This is a genomic window from Yoonia sp. SWMV100 (assembly GCF_056108365.1).
Genome location: NZ_JBWBAQ010000003.1, coordinates 319,436 through 343,453, shown reverse-complemented (window position 1 = coordinate 343,453; position 24,018 = coordinate 319,436). Strand labels below are relative to the sequence as shown.

Here is a 24,018-nt window from a genome sequence, read left to right as displayed (position 1 = left end):
GCGGGCAGGCTGACGCGCAAACAAAGCCGCAAGACCAAAGGAGACACCCCATGCCCCCGTTTCGAAGTGTCCTGTTTTGCGCCGCGCTGACCAGCCTTTTCATGGCCACGGGTGCGGCGGTGGCAGACATGTCCCTGACGACGCAAGAGGGCGTGCTGACGCCATCGCTTGCGCCCATTGTCGCTACTGTCGCACCGGGGGTTGTGTCGATTTCAGTCTCATCGCAGCAATCTGTCGATAACCCTGTGTTTACCGACCAGTTTTTCAGGCAATTCTTTGATTTCCTTCCCGAAGGCATCCCGCGTGATCTTTTTGTGCAAGCCAGCGGTTCCGGGGTTGTCGTGGATGCGACCGAAGGGCTGATATTGACCAACGCGCATTTACTTGAGAATGCAGAAACAATCACGGTCCGACTGGCCGACGGGCGGGAATACCCCGCTGAAATCCGCGGTGTTGACCAAGACACCGATGTCGCCGCCCTGATGATCGAAGCCAGCAATCTGACCGCGCTGACCATCGGGCATTCGGGCGATCTGCGCGTCGGTGATTATGTGCTGGCGGTCGGCAATCCCTTTGGGTTGGAAGGGACCGTAACGCTGGGGATTGTCAGTGCGCTGGGCCGCAGCGGTCTTGGCATCGAAGGCTACGAGAATTTTATTCAGGTCGATGCCGCAATCAACCCCGGTAATTCTGGCGGCGGCTTGGTGAACCTGCGCGGCGAACTGGTCGGGATCAACACGGCGATCGCGGGACCGACAGGCGGGAACGTGGGGATCGGTTTCGCGATTCCAATCGACATGGCGATCCAGGTCGCCTCGCAACTGGTTGCGGATGGTCGTGTGGATCGTGGCCAGATCGGGATTACCTTGCAAGATATGCGTCCCGACCTGGCAAAGGCGTTCGGATTCGCAGGGCGAGGCGGCGTTTTGATCACCGAGGTGCTGCCGGGGTCGCCTGCCGAAATTGCCGGTCTGGCACCCGGGGATATCATCGCATCCATCGACGGTGAAGACATCGCCGACAGCGCGGCCTTGCGGTTGGTGGTGGGCATGAAACGGCCCGGAACGGATGTTATGATCGGCCTTCAGCGCGATGGGCGCCAGAAAGAGGTGCGTGTCACATTGCGCAGTTTAGGCGCCGCCGACCAGCAATCTGACCGGTCTGATGACCTGCGCGATATGTCGGCGCTGCTGGACGGTGCCGCGCTGGTTGCGGTGCCCAATGGTGCGGGCCGCGACGGCAATCAGGGCGGCGTCTTGATTGAATCGCTTGCTGCCAACAGCCCGCTTGGCGCCGCAGGGCTACGGCCTGGCGATGTCATCATTTCGGCGAACGGGCGTGACGTGTCCACGCCGCAGGCGCTGGACGATATTGCCAAAGACGCCTCTGGCGCGCTGGTTGTCCGGGTCTATCGCATGGGGCACGCTTTCTTTGCGATCGTCGGGGGCTAGGGGTGCATCAAACCGCATCGTTGTGACGCACATTGATGGTCGTCAATGAAACCGCCGTCAATTCCATGGGAACGTTGCAGCGAACCAGACTGACCAAGGAGTTGAAAATGAAAAACCTTCTGAAATGTTCCGCCGGGGCCTTGGGCCTTTTGATAGTGGCTGGATGTGACAACCTGACGTCCGACCAACGCACGGTTGTGGGTATGACGGCGGGCGCAGCAGCGGGTTTGATCACAGCCGAAGCATTGGATGCCGACAACAACTGGCGCTTGATTGCTGCCTTGGTCGGGGCGGCGGCTGGTACGCTGGTTGCGCAAAACAATGCGACCGGCGACTGCGCCTATGCACGCGGTGACGGCACATATTTTATCGCACCGTGCAGCTAGATATTTCTGACACAAAAAAAGCACGTCGACACATGCAGATTGAACCGATCATCAGCTATCGCAACGTTGACGCGTCGCCGGCTGTGACCAAAATTGTCAATCGTAGGGTCGGTGTGCTGTCCGCCGCCATCTCCAACGCTGCGCAAAACGATAAATTCCGGTACATCACAGTCACCGCTTGGGCGGATGGCTGCGCGTCGCCGCGCCAAAAGCACCACATTACTGAATCTGTCCCGGCCGCGTGCGGTGTTGTCCGCTGTCAATGACTCAGGCGATCCATGCGTCACAATGGGCATATCAATCAGATTAACTTTGCACCCAGGAGGACACATCATGCAAGACACTGAACTCAGACAAGATGTCATCGACGAGTTGGATTTTGACCCAAGCATCGACGCCGCCGACATTGGCGTGGCCGTCGAAGACGGCACCGTCACGCTGACCGGCCATGTGCCAACATATTGGCAGAAACGCACAGCCGAGGACATCGTGAAACGGGTCAAGGGCGTGCGCGCCATTGCGCAGGAAATCGAGGTTCGCCCGATCGGATCACATATGACCGCGGACGACGAAATCGCAAAACGTGCGGCTGATTCACTGCGTTGGAACAGTTCAATTCCCAAAGATGCTGTGCAGGTAAAGGTCGAAAAGGGTCTTGTCGCGCTTAGCGGCAAGGTGAAATGGAACTTTGAAAAGCAGGCGGCCGAAAGAGCGGTGCGTAACCTGGCTGGCGTCAAAGCCGTCTCTAATCTGATCACGATCGAAGCGAGCGTCAGCCCGTCAGACGTGCGTCAGCGCATCGAGAATGCCCTGAGACGGGATGCCGAACTGGAAGCCATGCGTATTCAGGTGAAGGTGGATAACCACAAGGTCACGCTGGATGGCAAGGTGCGCACGTGGGCTGAACGCGACGCTGCGGAACGGGCGGCATGGGCTGCACCGGGTGTAACCAGCGTCGTTGACCACATCGCAATCGGTGCCTGATGCCCCGTTGTGCCGGAACGTAGACCGTTCCGGCACCTGTCTGTTTCGTGAAAGGAGGAATTAAGATGCCAGAGGATATGATGAAAACATCGGAAAAACAGGATACGATTTCGGGTGATGTCGGCGAGGATATCAGAGAGCTGCGCGGTGCCGTGCAGGATCTTGGCAAGCTGCTCAAAAAGATTGGCAGAAAAAGCCTGAGCGAGGTCGGTGATGAATTTGAAGAGCAATCCGAAAACCTGATGCGCCACGGGCGCCAAACCCTAGATATTCTGGAGCGGCGGGTTGTGCAGCTTGAAAAGAATGTCGAAGGCAGCCTGCGTGAACATCCGGGGGCATGGGCCGGGGGCCTGCTGGGCGTGATCGGGTTTGGTCTCATTCTCGGTATGCTTACGCGCCGAAACCATTGACGGACGCGCGCCATGTTCTTGCGTGACGCGATGGAGGCAAAGATGCGCAAGGCTGCGGTTTATGCAGGCGTTGGCATTCTTTGCCTTACGGCGTGGGTGTGCCTTGTTGCCGCTGGTATCGTGCTGATGCGCCCTGCGCTGGGCACTGGTGTGGCACTGCTTGTTATGGCGGGCGTGCTTGTGACGGCCGCCGTTTTTGTGGTCGTGATTGGCCGGTTGCTGGCACCGTCTTTGGAGTCCCGGCACGCACGTGATCAAGCCCAAGACGCCACGTTGGCTGCGGTCGTCACGCGCGCGATCGTGTCCGGTCTGAACGATAAGAAAAAACTGGGGCTTACGCTTGCCGCCGCGAGCGTAATGTCCGCGGCGGTGGCATTTTTGCTATTCGGTCAGGATGCCGACGGCAAAGACTAGGGTCACCGCGACAGCAACACGGGCAGTTTGGCGTTTTGCAAAAGATAGCTTGTCACTGCACCAAACATAAAATCATAGAATTGCGAATGCCCGAAAGCACCCGCCACCAACAAGGTGGCGTTTGCCTCGGTTGCTGCGCGCAGCAGTTCTTTGCCGCGATGATCGGCGGTTGCCAATTTGTCGGTTGTCGTGACCTTGTATCCGTGCCGGTCCAGCGCGGTGGCCAAATCATCGCGACTGTCGAATCCTTGGGTTTCCTCGCCGGCGTGCGCAACCAACGCGATCAGGCTGATGGCCGCGCCCGGTTTTGCCAACGCAATCGCATCGTGCGCGGCGCGTGTTGCTTCGCGGGTTTCTGTCCAGCCGATGGCGATTGTTTCAAAGGGCGCGACGACAGCGGCGTCGGGTGACAGCACCAGCACAGGGCGACCCAGATTGCGAATTAACCGATGCGCCATGGCTTGATCGTCCGGCGACCGGGTGGTCGCGCCATTGTAGCCCATGACGACAAGATCCGCGCCTCTTGTTCCGGCAAGAAGAAAGGTTTCGCTGCCATAAAGCGCGTCTTGGCGCCGGAACTCTGACCGCAGATCATTTTTGCGCATGGTTTCGTCAAATAGATCTTTGATCTTGTTGGATTCGTCTTTTTCCCACGCCTGAAGCGTCGGATAAACCATTGGCGCCGCCATGATGCCGTCATAGAAAACAACCTGCGAAAATGCGTGCAAGCCGATCACATGGGCATCAAACGCAACTGCGAGCGCGCTGCATTTCTGAATAAGCCATTCTGCCTCGGCAGAGTCGAATACAATGAGGGCGATTGTTTTAACGGTCATTTCAAATGTCCTTGCATGTGAGGCGATTGATGAAAGATGCCACCCCGTTTGCGGAGTGGCACTTTGGTCATTTGGAACCGGCCTTTTGTGCGGGCGCAGGCTTTGCGGGCTTTGCGATCGACGGCGCAGGTTTACTGCCCGGCTTTGCGGGCTTCGGTTTCGATTTGGGATCTGCCATTTCGGCCTCCTTTAGTGATCGGGTATCGACCCGGAACCACAAAACGACAGAGTGCGCGGTGTTTCATTGACGGCGGTCATTCAGCGGCTGCGAACCTGCGTTATTGCGACTGGCCACTCGGGTGCCTGCAAAATGCGGCGGCATAACATCGCGCGGTTGCTGGGAAATGTAGAAAGGATTGTCTGCCTTGGCCACGGTGTCGCCCGAATGCAACGCCGCGCTCACGCGTATGTCCGCGCAGCGCGCCAGCAGTCGCAGCTTGGCGGTGTTGGTGACTTCGATCAGTTCTGGGTTCAGAATGCGCACCGCATCATGGTCAGCAAGCTGGTACAACCCCCGACAAAGCGTTTCGACGGTCATATCCAGAAACGATGCCAAATCCCGCCGCGTCAGCGCGATTTTGACGGTTGTATTTTGACCGTTTCGGACGTCCGGCATTTGATGCAGAACCCAGAACGCGATGCGTTGCATTGTGTTGCGCCCGCGCATCGCGGCCACCCAAACCCGATGCGTATCAAGCTGACGGGCGATCACTTCGAGATAGGCACGGTAAAGGTCCGGTTCATCACGCATCATCACGTCAAGCTTGGCACGGCTGATCCAGCAAATTCTGACTGGTGTGGCGGCCTCCCATGAAAACGTGTTCACAGTTTTACAAAGATCACCCACAATTTCACCGGGTTTCAGCATCTGAAGGATCAGGTGTTCGCCTTCTTCGGTCAGCAAAACGACCTCGACTAAACCCGATGCGATGATACCGATTTTTTCCGTTCGCTCACCCTGTAACAGCAGATCTTCGCCGCGTTTGTGTTGCGTCTGCTCGCTTTTTGCCAAAAATGCAGTGGCACAAGTGCCGTTGAGCAGATCACAAAATCCCTGAAAACGCGCCGCGCAAGAGGCGCAGCTATTGGGTACTGACTGTAAAGCATTTGTGGTAACATTCATTTGGTTTTCTCCCGATGCATGTTAGCAGATCAAGGTCCGCTTAGGTGTATTTGCTTCACCTAAAGTCAACTTAGAGGTTTCGGGCCGGGACGTGGTGCCGAGAATTGTGTAGAATTGTGCGTGCGGGTTTTCCGCTGGAATAAATAATATACTTTCAAGGTGAACCATGCATGGAAAGCGACGGACAGTTGGGTGGACCCCCATCGGATATCACTGACACCCAAGTGTCGACATTCATCTCCAATGCGCCGCTGGCGATGGCGATGTTCGACCGTGACATGCGATACGTGACGTGGTCGCAGTTATGGGCGAACCGGTATGGCATTGCTGGCCGCGATCTAAGGGGCGTAAGCCATTACGATTTGTTTCCAGACCTTCCTGCACATTTCATCGACGCCCATCGTCGTGCGCTGGCCGGTGAAGAAATATCCTGCGATGGCGAATGGTTGGAACTGGCGCCCGACCAAAAGACTTACGAGCGGTGGCGCACGCAACCCGTGATCGACGCGCAGGGCGACATCACCGGGGTCGCCATTTTCAGCGAGGATCTTACCGCACAGAAGCTGGCAGAAGAGCGCCTACAAGATAGCAAAAAGCAGTTAAAGTTCGTGATCAACGTGTTGGATGCGGGGGTCATCGAATGGGAATTCGACACGGCCGAAATATCCGCCAGCCAAAACGCGTGCAAGAAACTTGGCCTTGACGGGCACAATGCGCCGGTTGATCTGGACAGCCTGATCGCGCTGTTAAAGCCGACCGACAAAGACCGATTTCTGGAATCACTGCACCGCGCGCGCGATCCGCGAACCGATGGTGTCTTTAGTGCTCATATCGCGCCCGTCATTGCGGGCAGGGTGCGCAAGATGCAGTTCATTGGTCAGGTTCTTTTTTCTGCTGCCGGAAAAGAGAAAAAACCATCGGGGTTTGTGGGCGTCTTGCTGGATAAAACCGCGTGGCAGGATTTCGAGATGTCCAGCGCCAGATCGCAAAGTCTGGAATCGATCGGCCGGATCACGGGAATCATCACGCATGATTTCAACAACCTTCTTTCCGTCATTCTGGCCAATGTCGAATTGGCAAAGCTGCGTGTTTCAGACACACAAACCAACGAATTTCTGCAAAACGCCATCCAGGCAGCCGAGATCGGCGGAGGGTTCAACAAGCGGCTGCTGGCGCTTTCCGGGATCAGGGAAGCCGCCCCGCAATTGATCCGGCTTGACGATCACATCCTTAGCATCTGGGTCATGTTTGAACGTCTGATGAACGAACATATCGCCTTAAAATTTTTGCCCGGCGCCAAAGATCTTTGCGTTCTGATGGATCCCGCCGAACTGGACGGTGCGATCTTGAACCTTGTGGTCAACGCGCATGACGCCCAACCAAAGGGAGGCACGATCAGTATCGCGACACATATTGTCGACCTTGATGACGCGGCTGCGGCGGAAATTGTGGACGGCCGGCAGGGCCATTTTTTAGAGCTGAGTGTCTCGGACGAAGGGAAAGGTATGACCAAATCAGAGATCGCCCGCGCCAGCGAACCGTTTTTTACCACAAAGCCACGGCAAATGGGTTCGGGTCTTGGTCTGACCAGCGTGGCGACCGCGATGGCACGTATCCACGGCTTTATGGCGATCCAATCCGAACCGGGCGAGGGCACAAAAGTATCACTGTTTCTGCCGATTGCGCGGGGCCTTCCTGTCAACCGCGATCAAAAGGAACCGATGCCGCTGGGGAATGGTGAACTTGTGCTGGTTGTCGAAGATGACGCGTTGGTGCGTGAGGCGACTTTGAACCGCTTGGAAGCCCTGGGATATGCCGTGATCGCAGCATCGAACGGGCAAGCCGCGCTTGATCTGTTGGCCGAAGGCGAACCCGTTGATCTGGTGTTTTCGGATGTCGTGATGCCGGGGGACATTTCGGGGTTCGATTTGGAAGAAATGATCAGCACGCGCTATTCCATGGTTGGCGTCTTGCTGGCAACCGGGCACACATCCCAACAGCGCAGTCATGCCAAGACGGGCGCGCGGGGGGCCGAGATTTTGAAAAAACCCTATTCACTGGCCGCCTTGGCACAAGCGGTCGCACGCGCGATCAACCAAGCTGCGACGCTGCGATAACCTCGCCGCTGAAAACATAGCCGACCCCGCGCACCGACCGGATCAAAAGCGGCGCCTCGCCCGGTGATTCGATCTTGCGGCGCAGCCGTGCGACATGCCCGTCAATGGTCCGGTCGTAGGGCGACCAATCGCGGCCATGCAAGGCGTTCGATATTTCATCCCGGCTGAGCACGCGATTGGGATGGCGCACGAAAAGTTCCAGCAACTTCATTTCCATCGCGGTCAAATCCAGCGGGGTGCCATCAAGGTGGCGGGCGATTTTGCGTTGCAGATCAAGTTCGCTGTGATCGAATAGCACTTTTGTGGGGGTATCGACGGTGGCCTGATAGCGTTTCATGATCTGATTGATCCGAAGAGAGACCTCTTTGATGTGAAACGGCTTCACGATATAGTCATCGGCACCGCATTCCAGCCCCCGCACACGGTCATAGGGGTGTGTGCGGCCGGAAATCATGATGACGGGGATGTTCCACTTGCCGCGCATTTCGCGCGCAAGCTCCAGGCCATCGTCCCCGCCCAGATTAAGGTCCAAGGTGACGATGGATATTTTTTGCGTCTCAAGGCAGGCAAACATCGTGGCACGATCCCAGGCTTCGAATACCTGATACCCTTGGGCCAACAGGCTGTGTTTCAACGCGCTGCGAATGTCAGGGTCGTCTTCGACGACAAGGATGGATGGGTCATTCATGGCAGATGGGGCGATCCGTAAAATTCTGTTTTACGTGAATAAAAAGCATCGGCATAGCGTGGCATGGTCATAGGGCGCGGCTATGCGGCCGTTACTTTATGCGGCGGCCGGTTGAAAGAAAATCGGCAACTTGCACATCACTGACCTGCGGGAATTGCTGATATGCCTCACCCACCGACGACAGATGGTCCGGGTGATGCAGACATATCACCTGAACATCCGATGCATGCAGGTGGGTTAACGCACCCTGTAGCGCGACGGGAATGACCGCAATGATCCGACGCGCACCCTGTTGTCGGGCGGCGGCAATCGCCGCGGCAAGCGTGGTGCCGGTCGCGGCGCCGTCATCAACGATTAAAATATCACGCCCTGACACAGTGGTTGGCGCATCATCCTGCGCCCACATACGTCTGCGGGCCTCCACGTCTTTGGCGGGTTGGATGGCCAGCGCGTGGATGTCTGCATCGGTCAATCCGTACAGGCGCTGTACGGCTTTGTTGATAACAATCTGATCATCCCTTGGTCCGGTCACGGCCGCGACCGCCAGTTCCGGGTTCGCGGGCGCACCCACCTTGCGCACAATCAGCACGTCCAGTTGTGCACCAAGGTGGCGTGCGATTGCCGCCGCGATCGGAACACCGCCGCGCGGCAGTCCGCACACCAGCCAGGTGCGATCAACAAACGGCGGAAGTGCCGCGATCAATTGGGTCGCGGCCTCCGAACGATTTTGAAAAAGATGCGATTGCACGGCCTTAGGCGGCTTTGACCGCGATCGTCTTTTCTGCGGCCATCGCAGCCTCTGATTTCGGCATATGGACCGTCAGCACACCCTTGGAGAACTGCGCGTCGATCTTGTCCTTATCGACGTTGTCAGGCATCCGGATTGTCCGCAGGAAACTCCCCCAGCGCCGTTCGCTCAGGTGGTGGCTGGCATCGTCTTCCACCTTTTCCTCGGATTTTTCGCCGCTGATGGTCAGTGTGCCATTGCTAATCTTGACGTGGATCGCCTCTGGCTCAAGTCCCGGAAGTTCCGCTGAAACAGAATAGCCCTTTTCGTCTTCGACCAGATCGATAGCGGGACACAGCGCAAAGGTCTGCCCCCTGTCTGACGCTGGGCGGTCAAACCAATGACGTGGTTCGAAATTGTCGAACAGTCGTTCCATTTCATCCCGGAGACTGCCAAAGCCGGTCCAGGGGCTGAGGGTGTGGGACGGTGTCCGGCTTTCGCGGGTGACAGGGACGTTTGTAGGTTTTCCAAGCATTTTGCTCTCCTTTAATGTGGCGCCATTGGCCGGGGTCTGGGGACTGACCGGCGCAGCCAATGGCGGTTTTCGCGATCTCGAAGGGACAGATCTTTTTACATCCACCGATGTAAAACGAGTTCACGAACACAACATGCGTAACAGTGCGCCGACACGTCGGCATTGATGAACGTCAATAACGCGCGGCCCGCTGTGGCAATCTTTTCGGCCGGGCGGTGCCGTGTGACCGATCACAGCTTGACCAGCGCCCGCACTGCGGCAACCAGTTCATGCGCCGAGAAAGCCACAAGGTTGCGGATAATTTCCTGTTTCACGTGGCGTTTCAGGTCCGGCGACGCCTGTGCGCGCCATTTTCCCATAGCATCGGGTGTCGCGATGACGACAAGCTGATCATAGGCCATCGCCGCCGCCTCCTTTGTCAGGAAATCTTGTACTTCACCGATAAAAATACGTTCGTCTTCGCCAACCGGGTCTGATCCGGGTTCTACCGACGACCGCCGGCCCCCGCCCGCAGACGCAAAGCTGCTGGTGGGTTGATCTGCGATGATGTCAGCCATATTGCGCCGCCGGCCTTGCATGGTGATCTCGGCGGGAAGCGGGTCATGCGGGCCGGGCAGTTCGCGCAAGATCCGTGCCCGGTTCGTGTTCATAATAATATACCAGATCGTCGGGGCATGCATCATGGCGATTCCTATCTGTGATGATCCGCCACGGCGCGTGTTAATTCCCCCGCAAGCTGAAGCCCCGCAGCATGTGCCACATCGCCCAGACTGAGCATCCCAACCATGCGTTTTTTGTCATTCAGAACGGGCAGCCGGCGAATTTTTTTCTGGTCCATCAGGTGGACCGCATCCGCGACGGATTCTTCGGTGCGGCAAAAGACGACACCTTTTGTCATTACGTCTTCGGCTTTTGTCGTCTTCGCGTCCAATCCTTTGGCCACGACGCGGGTCGCCAGATCGCGATCGGTGATCATGCCGACCAGTTTGTCGTTTCTGCCGATCGGGACGGCGCCGATGTCGTCCTTTGCCATACGCGCGGCGATCTCGCTGACAGGGGTGTCGGCTTCTACCCATTCTGCCGGGGCATGCATTGCTTCGCTGACTTTCATCATATCCTCCATGAATAATCCTAACCAACGTATTGCGCCAATCGGCGGCTGTTGCATTGACAGCTGTCAAGCCAGCCAAATGATGGCCGTCAATGCGGCGTCCCCCGTTTCGGCCAAGACTGCGGTGATGCAAGTAGGGAAAATAGCCATGAAAGCCACGGGACATACGCCCATCGACGAGGCCCCTCAGGTTGTCGCGGAATGGACGAATTTTATTTGTCAGGACCTTGAATGGAGCGAAAAAGGGCGCGCGCTTTTGCTTTTGGCGGAAACGCTACAGGCCGTCCGCGATTTTCTAAGCGTTGAAGAAGCCGCCGATCTGGCCGAGCAACTGCCGCTGATCCTGCGCGGGATCTACTTTACCGGCTGGACCCCGTCCAAGACGCCTGTCCATCCCCGCAGCAAGACCGCCTTTTTGCACCGGATTTCGGATAAATTCGACAAGACGCCGCTAGAGGATCCGGAACGCGCTGTTGTCGCCGTTTTTGACCTGCTGCGCCACAAAGTATCGACCGATGATACCGCGCCGACCAGCGCAGCGGTGCGCCCACCCCTAAAGGACCTGTGGCGGTGAATTTGGCATACGTCAGCAGCGGTGCGCATCCGGTCCCGCACGACACGGCGCAAGCGTTGATCTACCGATCTGCCAATGGCGCGCCCTGTTCGCAGTGCTGGTTTCTAGAGTTCGCGCCAGCGATGGCACCGCGGTTGCAATCGCTTTTGCGCAGGGTGGCACCTGAAAAATCCATTGGTACCGTCACGCTGAAATTCCCCGATTTTGCCAGCGCTTTGACATTTGCAAAGCGGCAAGGCTGGTCCTATCACATCCCGCCCATCAGCAAAATACCGACCCGCGGGCGTGTGCTGCGAAGCCCGTAAAACCCACGCACGTCACAACCAGTTGACCGCGGTGATCCCGTTACGCTGGCTGACATTTCGCGGAAATGATCCGGTAAAATGTGTTGATCGTTGATGGCCGTCAATGTCGAATCGCCGCGAACCAAGCATTCTGAAGACATCGACAAGAGGAGTGGAACTGGAGAAAGATCGTTGGAAAACGTCGCAAGGCGCAAACCGCGAGATGATGCACCGGGAAAGCAAAGAGACTTGTTGGTCGGGGGCTGTCGGGGGAAGGCGATAGATTTCAAAGGAATCTTTGGAAACTAGGTTTGAACCTGACAGTCCTTTGTCATGAAACCAAGACCTTTAAAGGTTTTGTTCGGGCTTGCATGGTGCCCTGTGCCACGCAGATCGCAAATTGGTGGTGGCCATTTGCCTGCGCGCTGTCCTGAACGAGGCCTTGTGTGCATATCGGCAAGAGGAGCAGAACCGGGGAATGTCCGCAGGAAAACGTCGCAGGGCGCAGACCGTTGGATGATCGCCGGAAAAGCAATGAACCTTGTTGATTGGGGCTGTCGGGGGAAGGTGAGCGCGCCGGGGGGCGACCTGGATTGTGAAGGCCTGGCCCGGCAGCCCGTCATGAAAGCACACGCTATGGTGGTGGGATCACGATAGAACCGGGGCGGCACATGCCACCCCGGTTCTTTTGTCGCCGCTGTTAAAAACGGCGTTTGCGATCGGGTTGCAGCAGAACAAAAACGGCCATGACCGTAATGATCGCCCCGCAGATGACCGCCAGCCACATCAAGACAGTGACGGTGCTAAAGCCAAGAACCCAAGGCGACGCGATCATCCACACACCAAGCGCGACCGCGACCCATTCTTCCCATGCCTGCGGGGCATAAAGCGCCGCGCCCGCAACCACGACAGCGGCAAACCCAACAAGCACGAAGTTCCATGTTATCGTCTGAAGGTCCAAGCCTTCAGGCAGCGTGAAATCGATCACAAACAACGCGGCCACCAAAATTAACCCCGCCAATAGCGTCACCCCGTCCTGCCATTTCATCCGTTCCATAATAATCCTCCAAAGCTGTGGGCGCGGTTCGCGCCACGGATACCCACAGGCTACGCCGGACCGAATGGCGTGCATTGACAGCCATCAAGCACTTTTGCGGGCTGCCTTGCGGGGTTCGTTTTCTAACGCATGTTTCAGAACATCATCGACGGTGTCTAACCAGACAAAGTCGAGAACGGCGCGCGCGGCCTCTGGAATGTCATCGAAATCATGGCGGTTGCGGGCAGGAAGCAGCACTTGCTTCAACCCTGCTGCGGCTGCGGCAACAACCTTTTCGCGAATGCCGCCCACTGGCAGAACCAGTCCGCGCAGAGATATTTCACCGGTCATCGCGGTATCGCTGCGCAACTTACGCCCCAGCAAAAGCGAGGCCAAAGCCGCAAACATCGCGGTTCCGGCGCTTGGCCCGTCTTTTGGCGTGGCCCCGGCGGGCACGTGGATGTGAATGTCCGAGGTTTCGAATATTTTTGCATCAATGGCCAGTGCGTCAGCGCGCGCTCTGATCAATGTCAGTGCGGCCTGTGCGCTTTCGCGCATGACGTCGCCCAATTGGCCGGTCAGCTGAAGCGTACCCTTACCCGGTATCCGGCTTGCCTCGATAAAGAGGATATCGCCGCCGACAGCCGTCCAGGCCAATCCTGTCGCGACGCCGGGCAGGCTGGTGCGCATGGCAACTTCGTTCTCGTAGCGCGGTGCGCCAAGACTGTCTTTCACGTTATTTTGCGTGATCTGGACCGTCTCTGCCTTGCCTTCCACGATGTCTACGGCGGCATGTCTAAGAACGGCGGCGATTTTGCGTTCCAGGTTTCGAACCCCCGCCTCCCTTGTGTAGCTGCGGATGATCAGGCGCAGCGCGTCGTCGTCGATTGTCACCTGATCGGGTTTCAGACCTGTCGCTTCTAGCTGGGCTTTCAACAGGTGCTGCTTTGCGATCTGAAGCTTTTCTTCTTCCAGATAACCGGGCAGCGTGATGATCTCCATCCGGTCCAGCAGCGGACCGGGGATCATGTCGAGCATATTCGCCGTGGTCAGAAAAACGACATGGCTCAGGTCGAAATCCACGCCTAAATAATTGTCGCGAAAGGTCGCGTTTTGCGCGGGGTCCAACACCTCGAGCAGGGCAGAAGAGGGGTCGCCGCCCGTCCCGTGCCCCAGTTTGTCGATTTCATCCAGCATCAGAACACAGTTGCGCGCCCCTGCGCGCCGGATCGATTGTATCACCGTTCCCGGCATGGCACCGATGTAGGTGCGACGATGGCCGCGAACCTCGGCCTCGTCATGCACACCGCCAAGGCTGAACCGTGCAAACGACCGCCCCATTGCGCGTGCGATAGACTGGCCCAATGACGTTTTGCCAACACCGGGCGGGCCGACAAAGCACAAGACCGGCGCCCGCCCGGTCGGCGCCAAGCGCCGCACGGCCAGATATTCGATGATGCGGGTTTTGATTTTTGTCAGTCCATAGTGATCGGCATCTAGAATGCGCCGGGCCTCGGCCAGATCGATTTGCGCCTCTTCAGGAAGTGTCCATGGCAATTCGACCATCCATTCAAGCCAAGTGCGCAACTGGCCTGCCTCGCCGGACACGTCCGGCATTCTTTCATAGCGCCCAAGTTCCTTCAGAACGTATGTGCGGGTTTCGTCGGGCATTCCGGCGTTGGAAATGGCGCGGCTTAATCCGGCAACCTCTTCGTTGACCCCATTCCCGTTTTCACCCAGTTCGCGCCGGATCGTCGCAAGCTGTTCGCGCAGAACCGCCTTGCGATGACGTTCGTCGAAAACCTCGCGGGTTTGTTCACCGATCTCCCGTGTGATCCGCAGCACCTCCAGCCGTCGCGCCAACAGCTTTGTCGTCTTTTCGATGCGTCCCCCCACATCAAGCGTTTCCAGCAAGTCCTGCCTGTCAGCCAGAGAAAAGTCGGAATAGGCTGCTGCCAGATCGGCCAGCGCCCCCGGTTCGGTCATCTGCCCCACTGAATCGGCAAGACCGACAGGCGCGTCTGGCAAAATCTCCAATAGTTCGACCGCCAACGCGCGCAGGTAAAAAAACCGCGCCTCTGTTTCGGGGCGTGTGTCGGGCGCATCGGACAGAAATGTGACACGGGCGACCGGAAAGGGGGTTTTTGTCAGCAGCCCCTCGACGCGGAACCGGCGGTTTCCGCGGCAAATCAGGTGATTGCCACTGTCAGGGGACGCCACGTAACGCAGAATTTGCGCGGTACATCCGATTTTATGCAGGCTTTCGATGTCGGGTGTGTCGTCTTGCGGGTCGCGTTGCAAAAGAACCCCAATCGGCTTGTCCCCGCGCACGGCCTGTTCCACCGCAGCCACGGATGCGGTGCGCCCGACAGCAAGCGGAAACACCGTCCCCGGAAAGGCGACAAAATTCCGGACGGGCAGAATGATCAACCCGTCGTCGGGTATGTCGACCAGACCATTGCTATTTTCAGACGCAAACAACTGCTTTGGGTCAGTCATGTTGATATCTCCAGCACTGGTTTTTTGAGGTGGATCACAAGATACCCCTGAACCACGCTTTGCTTTACAAAAGAGCACCCGTCGGGAACCTTGACGCGCCGCCCGAAGGCACCCCAAGGCAGCTCTAGCCGCAAGATCCCGGCATCACGCCATTCCGCGGGCCGGTGTCGTTGCCCCCAAAGCGCAAGCACGCCATTCTCGACCGAGATTTTCACGTCGGACATATCCACCCCCGGCAGGGCCACATAGGCCACGACCTCTGACTGCGTTTCGATCAGGTCCAGCGGGGGTTCCCAATCAAAGACGTCGCCCAGTTCAAACCCGACCTGTCGCAAATCGTCGATGCGCGACAAAAGGCGGATGGCTTGCGACAGCATATGATTTTCGACCAACTTCGAAGACACTTTGACACCCCGCTGCATTTCTTTGAACATCTACCGCCCTTTGCGGGGTGTGCATTGACGGTGGGCAATGCGTCCGCGCGGTGTCTGGGCAAGGTGAAATATGGTCACTGGTCCGGATAGATTGACATGAACGCCGCAGAAAACACACGCACCTGGTCCGGGAAAGTCCCGCACGAAAATTTGCAGATCGCGGATCGCCTGCGCACCTATGCCGACCTTTTGGAAAGTCAGGGTGACGACCTGTTTCGCATCCGCGCCTATCGCACGGCGGCAGATCAGATCGCACACATGCCTACGCCGCTGCGCGACATCTACCGCGATGGGGGCAGCAAGGCTCTGGTTGCCTTGCCAGCCATCGGGCAAGGGATCGCTGCAGCCATCGCCGAGATATTTACAGCGGGGCGATGGACACAGCTTGAACGGCTGCGCGGCGACACAACACCAGAGCGTGTCTTTCAAACCGTGCCGGGTGTAGGTCCGGTGCTGGCCGACAGGTTCGCGACACTGCTGGACGCACAAAGTCTGGAAGAGCTAGAGGCGTTGCTTGCCGATCCAAGGATGACAGTGCCGGGGCTTGGCCAACGCCGCCGCCGGGCGATTCAGGCGGCGCTGTCAGGGCGGCTTGATCCGATCCGGCGCGACCGAAGCCGCAAGGCCGACCCCGCCAATGAACCGCCGGTTTCGCTTTTGCTCGAAGCGGATGCGTTATACCGCCAGAAAGAGGCCGCCGGGGAATTGCGCCAGATCGCGCCGCGCCGCTTTAACCCCGCAGGGGCGGCATGGCTGCCCGTGCTGCATTTGCGGCGGGGCGATTGGCATCTGACCTTGATGTATTCCAACACGGCGCGTGCCCATGCGTTGCATAAGACAAAGGATTGGGTGGTCGTTTTCTTTCATCATGGCGATGCGCCCGAGTCACAACAGACCATCGTGACGCAGCGGCGCGGGGATCTTGCCGGGCGGCGTGTTGTGCGTGGCCGCGAAGACGCCTGCGCAGACTACTATGAAAATGAACCGGAAGTCGCGGCGCATTGACGGCGCACAATGAAGCCATGCGGTTCGCGCAATATGCTTGGTTTATCGATACCAATATCTGGAGCAGGTGCATGGATGGAAAAATTGTCGTTGCTGCGGATGGCTCCGAGGCCAGTAACCGCGCCGTTGATCTTGCCGCTGAACTATCCGCAAAGCTGGCGCGTGATCTTTGCATCGTGCATGTCATGCTTCACGGTCGTCCTACTGTGGAATTCAAGCAATTTGCCGAAACCGAAAATCTGGTCGATACGGTCGCCACACGTGCGGGTGTGCGGGGCGGTTTGGGGTTTGCGTCGTTGTACGGGCTGTTATCGAGTGCCGTCGACGAGGTTCATACAGCAAAGCTGATCATTGCACTGGGTGAATATGTGGCGGCCACTGCCAAAACACGCGCCCAAGATGCCGGGGCGCGCAACGTGACCTCCCAAACGCGTGTTGGCGATTGCGCCGACGAGATTTTGGACGTGGCCGAAGCTGAAAATGCGGACATGATCGTGATGGGGCGACGTGGACTTGGGCGTGTGCGCGAGACACTTGTCGGAAGCGTTTCCCAAAAAGTGTTGCACCATGCGCCCTGCACCGTTGTCATTGTCAGTTGATCTGGCGGCGTCATTGTCGGGCGCCTTACGCTGTTGATGCACATCAATGATTGACACCCGTCGTGGCCTTATGCGTTTGCCAGCAAAGGAGTGATAATTCCATGTCGTATGAAAACCACGCAACCGGTTCTTGGGAATGGGATGACCTGACCCGCGCTGCGCGCAACACGCCGCGCCCGGTGGTGGCGGCTGGCCACTTTGCCACAGCTTTTGACGATCCCATGGGACCGTTTCCCGATGTTTCGGTGCAGGTGTTCACCGATCTGGGGCTTAGCAATGCGGAAATCGCCCGCTATTTCAGGGTAAGCGAAAAACGCATCACCGACCTGAAGACCGGACGCGGCCAACCTGACGGGGATGGCCGATTGCGCAAACTTGCCGCGACTGTCCGTGGTAAGTTGCTGGATGGTGCAGGGCAGTAGGGCGATGCAAGTCGCCGCCCGCCTTGCGTGCATCACGAAACCCGGACCGGTCCCGGGAAATCCGCAGGGGACGGGCGCGCATGATGCCGAAAAGCGCGGGTAGGTTAAAGGCGACAGTACTGTTTTGCGCTCTGGGCTGTCTTGTTACCGGTGTTGTGTTGCTTGTGTCGGGCAGATCTGACAGCGCGCGTTTCTTCTGGGTCGCTGCGGTCATTCCGGCGCTTGCTGCGTTGATAACGGAAATTCTGCAAGGCATCAGACGCGGCGAAATCGGTCTGGATATTGCGGCGGCATTGGCAATGGGTGGCGCGCTTGTTTTCGGGGAAACCCTTGCGGCAGCCGTCATCGCGGTGATGTATTCCGGCGGCACCTTCCTTGAAAGCTTTGCGGAAGGTCGCGCCCAACGCGAGATGCACGATCTGCTATCGCGGGTGCCACGGCAGGCGACCCGCTATCAAAACGGCGGTCTTGAGGTTATCGGCCTTGACGCGATCGGTCTTGGTGACAGGCTGCTGATCCGGCAGGGCGACGTGGTTCCGGTGGATGGAACCGTGGCGTCTGACACCGCATTTCTTGATACCTCGGCGCTGACCGGAGAATCGCTTCCGGTGCGTGTGGCACGCGGGGCAGATGCCCTGAGCGGATCCACCAACGCAGGCGCGGCCTTTGACCTGACCGCAACCCGCCTTGCCAAAGAAAGCACATACGCCGGGATTGTCCGGTTGGTGAAAGCGGCGCAGCGGTCCAAGGCCCCGATGTCGCGGCTGGCAGATCGCTGGTCTTTGGGTTTTCTGGCGGTGACGTCGACGATCGCATTTGCCGCGTGGTGGTTTACGGGCGATCCGATCCGCGCGGTCGCCGTGCTGGTGGTTGCAACGCCCTGTCCGCTGATTATTGCGGTGCCTGTGGCGCTGGTTGCCGGGCTGTCACGTGCGGCGCATTTTGGTGTGTTGATCAAAGGTGCGGGCCCCCTTGAACGGATGGCGCATATTCACACGCTGATCCTTGATAAAACAGGCACGTTGACGGATGGACGACCCCAGATCGTATCTATCGAAAGCGCCACTGGCATACCCGCCGACGATATTTTGCGCCTTGCCGCGACGGTTGATCAGGCGTCGCAGCATCCGGTCGCGCAGGCTGTCGTCACCGCCGCAAAGGCGCGGGGCCTGTCGCTGCAAGCGCCGACCGACGTGACGGAATTTCCCGGCGAAGGTGTCGTGGGCAAAGCTGACGGGCGCCGCGTCATCGTCGGTGGCGACGGTTTCGTCGCGTCGCGCGTCGGGCGGCCTGCGCAGAATAAAACCGTCACATGTGCGGGTTCCGTGCTTGTGGCTGTTGCGGTGGATGGCCGTTTCGCCGGGCATCTGGTGATGTCCGACCCGTTGCGTGCCGACGCCGGCCCCATGCTTGCCCGTTTACGCAAACAAGGGATCGGGCGCATCCTGCTTGCCACTGGCGACCGCGCGGATGTGGCCGAACGGGTGACCCAAGGGCTGGGGCTAGACGGGCTGCGGGCGGGGTTAACGCCGGACCAGAAGGTTCTTTTGGTGCTCAGCGAACGTAAAAACGGCCCCGTCATGATGGTGGGCGATGGCGTGAACGACGCCCCTGCGCTGGCCGCCGCGGATGTGGGTGTTGCGATGGGCGCAAGGGGCGCCGCCGCGTCGGCCGAAGCCGCTGATGTGGTGTTGCTTGTGGACAGGATCGACCGCCTTGGCCAAGGCGTCGAAATCGCGCGCGCGGCGCGGCGGATCGCTGTCGAAAGCGTGATGGCCGGGATCGGGTTGTCTGTGCTTGGTATGATTGCGGCTGCTTTCGGGTATCTTACGCCGGTGCAGGGCGCATTGCTGCAAGAGGCGATCGATGTCGCCGTGATCGCGAACGCGTTGCGTGCGCTGCGTGTCGGGCGGCGCGAGGACGCGATCCTGACCGCGCCTGAAAAAAACACCCCGATGTGATCTGACAAAGCGCGCAGTCGCTGCGCCTGTCATTGATGCCCGACAATCCGGCATACGGCGTTCTGTGCGATCATTGCGCAACTGACAATGTCCCGGAGCGTCGCCATGCCTGCCAAACCCCGCACACCAAAGCTGTCCAGTTTTGAGATATTGCAAAGACTGTGCAAAAGCGATGCCACACCGGGTGTGAAACAGGCGTGCGCAAAAAATACAGCGCCGCTCCGGTTGGAAATTGTACTGCGTCAATCCGACAACAAAATCACGCTTGAGATCGTGCGCGCTGCGCATATCGTGAACGTCGCGCAAAACCATTATCAGTGAGATGATGATCCGTGATGTGAAGCGATGCCCAATGCATTCCGGCGTGCGGTTGCGTGATTACATAATTGCCGCAACCGAACGATCATAGTCAGTCATTGCGCGGCTGACCGCCCCGGCTAAAGCGGGGTGCTTTTGGCAGAGGGTGGCAGCAGGTCAAGGCCCATTTTGACCAGCTTGCCGGTCTCGTCGGTGTAGTGGTGATAGGCAGTGTTCAGATACGTCAGTTGTGCGTGCTGGACGTCCTCAAGGGATGTGCAATGCAGCAATTCACGCTGTGTTTTCACATCTTCCTTGATGCGCTTTGCGACAAAATTCACGACTTCGGTGTTCATGTCCGCCATTGCGTCAAGCCAAACCGCGCAGACCCAGCGTAGCGTGCCAAGACCTGCGTCCTCGAATTCATCGGCAAAGGTTGGATCGTGCGCGGCCGGGCCGTCGCGCGTGGGTGGGTCTGTCTTTGTGGTCGCCATGTCGTGCCCTCTTTTTTGTGTTTCATGCGTTGTTTTAACAGCAGGCACAGCACCGTGATTGACGACCATCAACGCCTGCGCATTCAAGATCGTCGATTGAAAGGGGGAAATGACAGGTGGTCGGGTCGCACACGACGCGGCTGGTCAAGGAATTTCGACAGGGAAGCAGCCAGATCATGACAACTGTAATGACGGATCAGACGCTTGATGGGGTGCTGTTAATGGCCATGCTGGATGCGATGCCGGATGCCGTTTTGGTAACCAATGCTAAAGGCATCATCACGCGCGCCAACAAAGCGACCGCCGCGCTATTCGGTTTCGCCCACGCCGATCTGGCAGGCCAAAGCATACATATGCTGATGCCAACCGCCACCGCCGCACCGCATGACGGGTTTTTGCACTGCGATCTTAGCAGCGGCGCGCTGCACGGCCACGAACAAGGGCGCACCGTGGACGGGATGCGGCGCGATGGCCGCGTGTTTCCGCTTCATCTGTCGGTTGGTCATGCCAGACACATGGATGAAACCCATTTTGTGGTCATCATGCACGACATCAGTCGCCGCGTTGCCGCAGAGGAAGCATTGGCGCGCGCTGCCCGCCTGGACGCAATCGGACAGATGACGGGTGGGATCAGCCATGATTTTAACAACATTCTGACAGTGGTGATCGGGAACCTAGAGCTGCTTGAGGGGCGCATCAAAGACACCGAAAGTCAGGAAATCGTTGCAGACGCCCTGCAAGCCGCAGCATTGGGCGCCGAGTTGACGGCCGGTCTGGGCGCCTTGGGCGGCAAGACCACGCCGCATTCCCATCCCATCGACGTCAACATGGCCTGCCATTCAGCCCTGACAATGATCAAGCGCACATTTGATCCACACTTTGAGATTCAAGAAGATCTTACTGATGCGTTGCCTGCTGTTTTGGGGGACGCGACGCAACTGCAATCAGCGCTGATCAATATCGCGCTGAATGCGCGTGATGCGATGCCCGATGGGGGCAAGCTGATCATCCGGTCCGACGCAATCGTTGTTGGTGATGATTACATCGCGCAGCAACTTCACGTAGGTCGCGGCGCATATGTGCGCGTCTGCGTCACGGATACAGGCCACGGCATCGGGGCCGAAACCCTGCCGCAGGTGTTTGAACCGTTTTTTACCACCAAACCCGCCGGGCAAGGCACCGGGCTGGGGTTGGCGATGGTTGACGGGTTTATGCGGCAATGTGGCGGCCATGTTGCGGTGTACAGCAAGGTCGGCTTGGGTACGACCGTCGCGCTTTATTTTCCCACGGTCGCGATGGCTGCACCCCAAAAGCCTGCCGTGCGGCAAACAGCGGCGCGCAAATCCGCCTGCCACAAAACGGTGCTTGTCGTCGAAGATGACCCGCAGCTGCGCAAGCTGACAGGGGTTCGCCTGAGAGCATTAGGTTACGACATACGCGAAGCCGCACGCGGTGATGTCGCGGCGGACATCTTGCAACAGGAGGCCAACAAGATTGACGCTGTGTTTACAGATCTGGTGATGCCCGGCGCGTTGGATGGGTTAGGGTTGGCGCGGTTGGTCGGGGCCAGCTACCCCGACACGCGGATATTGCTGACGTCGGGTTATGCCGAAGACACCCTTGGCCGCTGCAACACCGATACCTGTTACCAGATCTTGCGCAAACCCTATCGGCAGTCGGATCTGGCGCAGGCGTTTGCGGTCTTGTTCGACGCCCGCTGATGCTGCTTGTCGCTAGTCCGTAACAGGGGTTTGCATATCCAGTGCGACCGCAGGATCAGGGTCGGTGATCCAGATTGACAAAAACCCTGCCGTCATCGCACCGACGCCCAGCAACACCAGCGTATAGTTCACGATCCAGCCCACAAACGGGATAAAGTTGAGAATGGCAATCACACAAAGCGCGACTGCGACCGTGACCAAATTTATCAGCAACGATGGGTTTTCGGGCGCGCCAAAGGCCAGTAACACGCGCCTTGCGACGGTATAAGCAGCCAGCAGATAGCCCAAAGTCCACGCCACAAGGATCGCCAGCAACGCAAACGGTACAAAAGGAATACCGACGATGGTCAGCGCTGTGATCGGCACCATGCCAAACAGCGCCGATAGTCCGAACACCCCCAAAAGGAAGGTCTGCAACGGCTGCCGGATCATACGCCGGCGCATTTTTTCGACGCTTTTTTCTGCGAACGTCAGGAAAATCGCGGCCAGCAGCAACAAAAACACCGCCGAGACCAAGAACGCCGAAAACAGCGACATCCACATGGGAAGCATCGGCATATCCACCGCCTTCCAACTGCGATCGAATTCGCGGTACATCGCGTGCGCGTCCCAGTCTTCGACGGTGATCCGTGCGGCTGGGATCACGCGATCGGGCACCGGCGCACCGTCTTTGGTGGACAAGATCAACGTCCCGTCAATGCGCGCGGTCGGTCCATAGGTCACTTTTTCGGCCACGATCCATGCATCCCCCGATACGGCGGCGTTCAGGTACACTGTGCCACCAAATGCTGTCAGCGCCCCGGAAATCGGCCCCTCGATCGTCAGGCTGCGGCCGAAAAATCGTAAATTTCCTGCGACCGGCGCTGCTGCGGTGCTGCGGACGCTGAAACCGGCTGCGGTGATGTCTTCGCCCACAGGCCCGCCGATCGTTACAGCGCTGCCCACAGCATAAAGATCACCGTCGGTGTTAGTGGTGATGCTCACGTCATAGCCCGCGGCAAGCAGATCGCCCGCAGCGCTGCCCGAGGTTGTAACCACACTCCCTGCGGCGAAAACATCGCCTGCCGCGGACAGGTTCTGTGTCACGGCTTCGCCGGCGGTGTAGACGTCGCCGCCATGGACGCGGCTGAAATCTTGGGCCTGTGCCTGCCCTGCGAGGGCCAGACTGACAATGGATGTTGCCAGAAAAAGTCGCATGTCATGATCCTTTGATCCGTTTTCACGGTCCTTCCTAATGCGTCGGGCCACGACGCAATTGAGCAATGTCAAACCGCGCGTCACTGCTGCGCACTGCCGGTGTCATCCCGCAAACGTCCCGCCAAGGGCTGCCAGTTTGCGCGCCAGCGCGTCGCGTTCTTTCATCAGGTCCAAGACGAGGGCCACGCCCGCCACGTTCAACCCCAGATCGCGCATCAGACGCGCCGCTTTGCGGGCGCGGGCGATATCGGGTGGTGAAAATTGCCATTCGGGTGCTTGGCGGACAACAGGCGTGACGACGCCTTGTTCGACCAATGTCACCACCCAATCTGCGGAAGTGTCGCAAAACACCGTCAGTTCGGACAGCGACAGTGTCTCTGTGATGTCGGCGCGAGGGGTTGCTTTTTTCATAGCGTTATACTCCGGGTTTTAGGCGTGAGGTGATGCGCTTTGCGGTGGCGCGCGGCTAGTCGCAATCACGCCCCGCCCCGCCCCGCCAGGCGGTGGAAAACGGGCTGTGTCAGTCACGGTGTCGTCTCGCGCTGCGTTGAATCAAGTTTGGCATGTGTGTGGCGGGGCGTGATTGACTAACCTCAATCGGCAGCGCCAATTTTTTACCGCACCTTGGCGCGACGAGCGTCTTGTCATGAAGATACGAGCTGAGATGCCGCGCATGAGGGGCTATCGCGGCCCACCATGACATCAACGCGATG

28 protein-coding genes are annotated in these 24,018 nt (G+C 58.3%); 15 read left to right on the top strand and 13 right to left on the bottom strand.

Going from position 1 to position 24,018, the window contains the following annotated elements; translation table 11 throughout:
* Positions 1-50 precede the first annotated feature (50 nt).
* From ACXJGX_RS06555 to ACXJGX_RS06535, 5 genes are all read left to right on the top strand, one after another.
* Positions 51-1,451: a Do family serine endopeptidase gene (locus ACXJGX_RS06555; protein WP_474779849.1), complete on the top strand. Its 1,401-nt coding sequence runs from the start codon at positions 51-53 to the stop codon at positions 1,449-1,451.
* 107 nt (positions 1,452-1,558) lie between these two features.
* A complete protein-coding gene (locus ACXJGX_RS06550; protein ID WP_474779847.1) occupies positions 1,559-1,837 on the top strand; it encodes a glycine zipper 2TM domain-containing protein in 279 nt (92 codons plus the stop codon).
* Positions 1,838-2,170: 333 nt separating this feature from the next.
* A complete protein-coding gene (locus tag ACXJGX_RS06545) occupies positions 2,171-2,821 on the top strand; it encodes a BON domain-containing protein (protein WP_474779845.1) in 651 nt (216 codons plus the stop codon).
* 65 nt (positions 2,822-2,886) lie between these two features.
* On the top strand, positions 2,887-3,231 hold the full coding sequence (locus tag ACXJGX_RS06540; protein ID WP_474779844.1) for a hypothetical protein: 345 nt from the start codon (positions 2,887-2,889) through the stop codon (positions 3,229-3,231).
* 12 nt (positions 3,232-3,243) lie between these two features.
* Complete coding sequence (locus ACXJGX_RS06535; protein ID WP_474779842.1) at positions 3,244-3,645, top strand: hypothetical protein; 402 nt, start codon at positions 3,244-3,246, stop codon at positions 3,643-3,645.
* A 2-nt stretch (positions 3,646-3,647) separates the two neighbouring features.
* On the opposite strand, the gene ACXJGX_RS06530 is transcribed toward ACXJGX_RS06535, so the two are convergent.
* On the bottom strand, positions 3,648-4,481 hold the full coding sequence (locus ACXJGX_RS06530) for a universal stress protein (RefSeq protein ID WP_474779840.1): 834 nt from the start codon (positions 4,479-4,481) through the stop codon (positions 3,648-3,650).
* Positions 4,482-4,510: 29 nt separating this feature from the next.
* On the opposite strand from ACXJGX_RS06530, the gene ACXJGX_RS06525 reads away from it, so the two are divergent.
* On the top strand, positions 4,511-4,729 hold the full coding sequence (locus ACXJGX_RS06525; RefSeq protein WP_474779838.1) for a hypothetical protein: 219 nt from the start codon (positions 4,511-4,513) through the stop codon (positions 4,727-4,729).
* Here ACXJGX_RS06525 and ACXJGX_RS06520 read toward each other — a convergent pair.
* The gene (locus ACXJGX_RS06520; RefSeq protein ID WP_474779836.1) at positions 4,723-5,604 is read right to left on the bottom strand and encodes a Crp/Fnr family transcriptional regulator; all 882 of its coding nucleotides are present in this window, start codon (positions 5,602-5,604) and stop codon (positions 4,723-4,725) included. The genes ACXJGX_RS06525 and ACXJGX_RS06520 overlap by 7 nt on opposite strands.
* A 170-nt stretch (positions 5,605-5,774) precedes the next feature.
* On the opposite strand from ACXJGX_RS06520, the gene ACXJGX_RS06515 reads away from it, so the two are divergent.
* A complete protein-coding gene (locus ACXJGX_RS06515; RefSeq protein ID WP_474779834.1) occupies positions 5,775-7,721 on the top strand; it encodes a hybrid sensor histidine kinase/response regulator in 1,947 nt (648 codons plus the stop codon).
* Here the strand turns inward: ACXJGX_RS06515 and ACXJGX_RS06510 are convergent.
* The 5 genes from ACXJGX_RS06510 to ACXJGX_RS06490 form a co-directional block, all read right to left on the bottom strand.
* A complete protein-coding gene (locus ACXJGX_RS06510) occupies positions 7,696-8,409 on the bottom strand; it encodes a response regulator transcription factor (protein ID WP_474779832.1) in 714 nt (237 codons plus the stop codon). The two genes, ACXJGX_RS06515 and ACXJGX_RS06510, sit on opposite strands and share 26 nt — an antisense overlap.
* A gap of 91 nt (positions 8,410-8,500) precedes the next feature.
* Complete coding sequence (locus tag ACXJGX_RS06505) at positions 8,501-9,157, bottom strand: phosphoribosyltransferase (RefSeq protein WP_474779830.1); 657 nt, start codon at positions 9,155-9,157, stop codon at positions 8,501-8,503.
* A gap of 4 nt (positions 9,158-9,161) precedes the next feature.
* Entirely contained in the window at positions 9,162-9,671 is a 510-nt protein-coding gene (locus ACXJGX_RS06500; RefSeq protein ID WP_474779828.1) for an Hsp20/alpha crystallin family protein, read from the bottom strand.
* Between the two features lie 230 nt (positions 9,672-9,901).
* Positions 9,902-10,354 (bottom strand): host attachment protein, encoded by a 453-nt coding sequence (locus ACXJGX_RS06495; protein WP_474779826.1) that lies wholly within the window; start codon positions 10,352-10,354, stop codon positions 9,902-9,904.
* Between the two features lie 8 nt (positions 10,355-10,362).
* Positions 10,363-10,794, bottom strand: a complete 432-nt coding sequence (locus ACXJGX_RS06490; protein ID WP_474779824.1) for a CBS domain-containing protein — start codon at positions 10,792-10,794, stop codon at positions 10,363-10,365.
* Positions 10,795-10,930: 136 nt separating this feature from the next.
* Here ACXJGX_RS06490 and ACXJGX_RS06485 point away from each other — a divergent pair, with 136 nt between their 5' ends.
* Together ACXJGX_RS06485 and ACXJGX_RS06480 are read left to right on the top strand one after the other, a co-directional pair.
* Complete coding sequence (locus tag ACXJGX_RS06485) at positions 10,931-11,356, top strand: DUF2267 domain-containing protein (protein ID WP_474779822.1); 426 nt, start codon at positions 10,931-10,933, stop codon at positions 11,354-11,356.
* Positions 11,353-11,661, top strand: coding sequence for a hypothetical protein (locus ACXJGX_RS06480; protein ID WP_474779820.1), 309 nt, complete (start codon positions 11,353-11,355; stop codon positions 11,659-11,661). The genes ACXJGX_RS06485 and ACXJGX_RS06480 overlap by 4 nt, the downstream gene beginning before the upstream one ends.
* Before the next feature lie 679 nt (positions 11,662-12,340).
* Here the strand turns inward: ACXJGX_RS06480 and ACXJGX_RS06475 are convergent.
* From ACXJGX_RS06475 to ACXJGX_RS06465, 3 genes are all read right to left on the bottom strand, one after another.
* The gene (locus ACXJGX_RS06475; protein ID WP_474779818.1) at positions 12,341-12,697 is read right to left on the bottom strand and encodes an SPW repeat protein; all 357 of its coding nucleotides are present in this window, start codon (positions 12,695-12,697) and stop codon (positions 12,341-12,343) included.
* 84 nt (positions 12,698-12,781) lie between these two features.
* Complete coding sequence (lon, locus tag ACXJGX_RS06470) at positions 12,782-15,175, bottom strand: endopeptidase La (protein WP_474779817.1); 2,394 nt, start codon at positions 15,173-15,175, stop codon at positions 12,782-12,784.
* Positions 15,172-15,609, bottom strand: a complete 438-nt coding sequence (locus tag ACXJGX_RS06465; protein ID WP_474779815.1) for an Hsp20/alpha crystallin family protein — start codon at positions 15,607-15,609, stop codon at positions 15,172-15,174. Before ACXJGX_RS06465 ends, lon begins: the two co-directional genes overlap by 4 nt.
* A gap of 96 nt (positions 15,610-15,705) precedes the next feature.
* Between ACXJGX_RS06465 and ACXJGX_RS06460 the strand changes: the two genes are divergently transcribed.
* The 5 genes from ACXJGX_RS06460 to ACXJGX_RS06440 all read left to right on the top strand — a co-directional run bounded on the left by ACXJGX_RS06460 (position 15,706) and on the right by ACXJGX_RS06440 (position 19,917).
* On the top strand, positions 15,706-16,614 hold the full coding sequence (locus ACXJGX_RS06460; protein WP_474779813.1) for a DNA-binding protein: 909 nt from the start codon (positions 15,706-15,708) through the stop codon (positions 16,612-16,614).
* A gap of 71 nt (positions 16,615-16,685) precedes the next feature.
* The gene (locus ACXJGX_RS06455) at positions 16,686-17,213 is read left to right on the top strand and encodes a universal stress protein (RefSeq protein ID WP_474779811.1); all 528 of its coding nucleotides are present in this window, start codon (positions 16,686-16,688) and stop codon (positions 17,211-17,213) included.
* A gap of 101 nt (positions 17,214-17,314) precedes the next feature.
* On the top strand, positions 17,315-17,635 hold the full coding sequence (locus tag ACXJGX_RS06450; RefSeq protein WP_474779809.1) for a hypothetical protein: 321 nt from the start codon (positions 17,315-17,317) through the stop codon (positions 17,633-17,635).
* 80 nt (positions 17,636-17,715) lie between these two features.
* The gene (locus tag ACXJGX_RS06445; RefSeq protein ID WP_474779807.1) at positions 17,716-19,596 is read left to right on the top strand and encodes a heavy metal translocating P-type ATPase; all 1,881 of its coding nucleotides are present in this window, start codon (positions 17,716-17,718) and stop codon (positions 19,594-19,596) included.
* A 105-nt stretch (positions 19,597-19,701) separates the two neighbouring features.
* Positions 19,702-19,917 (top strand): hypothetical protein, encoded by a 216-nt coding sequence (locus ACXJGX_RS06440; RefSeq protein ID WP_474779805.1) that lies wholly within the window; start codon positions 19,702-19,704, stop codon positions 19,915-19,917.
* 116 nt (positions 19,918-20,033) lie between these two features.
* Here the strand turns inward: ACXJGX_RS06440 and ACXJGX_RS06435 are convergent, their stop codons facing one another.
* A complete protein-coding gene (locus tag ACXJGX_RS06435; protein ID WP_474779803.1) occupies positions 20,034-20,387 on the bottom strand; it encodes a phasin family protein in 354 nt (117 codons plus the stop codon).
* 188 nt (positions 20,388-20,575) lie between these two features.
* Here ACXJGX_RS06435 and ACXJGX_RS06430 point away from each other — a divergent pair, with 188 nt between their 5' ends.
* On the top strand, positions 20,576-22,108 hold the full coding sequence (locus tag ACXJGX_RS06430) for a PAS domain S-box protein (protein ID WP_474779802.1): 1,533 nt from the start codon (positions 20,576-20,578) through the stop codon (positions 22,106-22,108).
* A 12-nt stretch (positions 22,109-22,120) separates the two neighbouring features.
* On the opposite strand, the gene ACXJGX_RS06425 is transcribed toward ACXJGX_RS06430, so the two are convergent.
* Both ACXJGX_RS06425 and ACXJGX_RS06420 read right to left on the bottom strand, forming a co-directional pair.
* Positions 22,121-23,305 (bottom strand): DUF8173 domain-containing protein, encoded by a 1,185-nt coding sequence (locus ACXJGX_RS06425; RefSeq protein ID WP_474779800.1) that lies wholly within the window; start codon positions 23,303-23,305, stop codon positions 22,121-22,123.
* Between the two features lie 102 nt (positions 23,306-23,407).
* The gene (locus ACXJGX_RS06420) at positions 23,408-23,716 is read right to left on the bottom strand and encodes a chaperone modulator CbpM (protein WP_474779798.1); all 309 of its coding nucleotides are present in this window, start codon (positions 23,714-23,716) and stop codon (positions 23,408-23,410) included.
* Positions 23,717-24,018: the final 302 nt, after the last annotated feature.

What these genes read in the sequence shown, in the direction of transcription:
- ACXJGX_RS06555 (WP_474779849.1), top strand. Translation starts at nt 51, where the DNA reads ATGCCCCCGTTTCGAAGTGTCCTGTTTTGCGCCGCGCTGACCAGCCTT.
- ACXJGX_RS06550 (WP_474779847.1), top strand. Translation starts at nt 1,559, where the DNA reads ATGAAAAACCTTCTGAAATGTTCCGCCGGGGCCTTGGGCCTTTTGATA.
- ACXJGX_RS06545 (WP_474779845.1), top strand. Translation starts at nt 2,171, where the DNA reads ATGCAAGACACTGAACTCAGACAAGATGTCATCGACGAGTTGGATTTT.
- ACXJGX_RS06540 (WP_474779844.1), top strand. Translation starts at nt 2,887, where the DNA reads ATGCCAGAGGATATGATGAAAACATCGGAAAAACAGGATACGATTTCG.
- ACXJGX_RS06535 (WP_474779842.1), top strand. Translation starts at nt 3,244, where the DNA reads ATGTTCTTGCGTGACGCGATGGAGGCAAAGATGCGCAAGGCTGCGGTT.
- ACXJGX_RS06530 (WP_474779840.1), bottom strand. Translation starts at nt 4,481, where the DNA reads ATGACCGTTAAAACAATCGCCCTCATTGTATTCGACTCTGCCGAGGCA.
- ACXJGX_RS06525 (WP_474779838.1), top strand. Translation starts at nt 4,511, where the DNA reads ATGAAAGATGCCACCCCGTTTGCGGAGTGGCACTTTGGTCATTTGGAA.
- ACXJGX_RS06520 (WP_474779836.1), bottom strand. Translation starts at nt 5,604, where the DNA reads ATGAATGTTACCACAAATGCTTTACAGTCAGTACCCAATAGCTGCGCC.
- ACXJGX_RS06515 (WP_474779834.1), top strand. Translation starts at nt 5,775, where the DNA reads ATGGAAAGCGACGGACAGTTGGGTGGACCCCCATCGGATATCACTGAC.
- ACXJGX_RS06510 (WP_474779832.1), bottom strand. Translation starts at nt 8,409, where the DNA reads ATGAATGACCCATCCATCCTTGTCGTCGAAGACGACCCTGACATTCGC.
- ACXJGX_RS06500 (WP_474779828.1), bottom strand. Translation starts at nt 9,671, where the DNA reads ATGCTTGGAAAACCTACAAACGTCCCTGTCACCCGCGAAAGCCGGACA.
- ACXJGX_RS06495 (WP_474779826.1), bottom strand. Translation starts at nt 10,354, where the DNA reads ATGATGCATGCCCCGACGATCTGGTATATTATTATGAACACGAACCGG.
- ACXJGX_RS06490 (WP_474779824.1), bottom strand. Translation starts at nt 10,794, where the DNA reads ATGGAGGATATGATGAAAGTCAGCGAAGCAATGCATGCCCCGGCAGAA.
- ACXJGX_RS06485 (WP_474779822.1), top strand. Translation starts at nt 10,931, where the DNA reads ATGAAAGCCACGGGACATACGCCCATCGACGAGGCCCCTCAGGTTGTC.
- ACXJGX_RS06475 (WP_474779818.1), bottom strand. Translation starts at nt 12,697, where the DNA reads ATGGAACGGATGAAATGGCAGGACGGGGTGACGCTATTGGCGGGGTTA.
- lon (WP_474779817.1), bottom strand. Translation starts at nt 15,175, where the DNA reads ATGACTGACCCAAAGCAGTTGTTTGCGTCTGAAAATAGCAATGGTCTG.
- ACXJGX_RS06465 (WP_474779815.1), bottom strand. Translation starts at nt 15,609, where the DNA reads ATGTTCAAAGAAATGCAGCGGGGTGTCAAAGTGTCTTCGAAGTTGGTC.
- ACXJGX_RS06460 (WP_474779813.1), top strand. Translation starts at nt 15,706, where the DNA reads ATGAACGCCGCAGAAAACACACGCACCTGGTCCGGGAAAGTCCCGCAC.
- ACXJGX_RS06455 (WP_474779811.1), top strand. Translation starts at nt 16,686, where the DNA reads ATGGATGGAAAAATTGTCGTTGCTGCGGATGGCTCCGAGGCCAGTAAC.
- ACXJGX_RS06450 (WP_474779809.1), top strand. Translation starts at nt 17,315, where the DNA reads ATGTCGTATGAAAACCACGCAACCGGTTCTTGGGAATGGGATGACCTG.
- ACXJGX_RS06445 (WP_474779807.1), top strand. Translation starts at nt 17,716, where the DNA reads ATGATGCCGAAAAGCGCGGGTAGGTTAAAGGCGACAGTACTGTTTTGC.
- ACXJGX_RS06440 (WP_474779805.1), top strand. Translation starts at nt 19,702, where the DNA reads ATGCCTGCCAAACCCCGCACACCAAAGCTGTCCAGTTTTGAGATATTG.
- ACXJGX_RS06435 (WP_474779803.1), bottom strand. Translation starts at nt 20,387, where the DNA reads ATGGCGACCACAAAGACAGACCCACCCACGCGCGACGGCCCGGCCGCG.
- ACXJGX_RS06430 (WP_474779802.1), top strand. Translation starts at nt 20,576, where the DNA reads ATGACGGATCAGACGCTTGATGGGGTGCTGTTAATGGCCATGCTGGAT.
- ACXJGX_RS06425 (WP_474779800.1), bottom strand. Translation starts at nt 23,305, where the DNA reads ATGCGACTTTTTCTGGCAACATCCATTGTCAGTCTGGCCCTCGCAGGG.
- ACXJGX_RS06420 (WP_474779798.1), bottom strand. Translation starts at nt 23,716, where the DNA reads ATGAAAAAAGCAACCCCTCGCGCCGACATCACAGAGACACTGTCGCTG.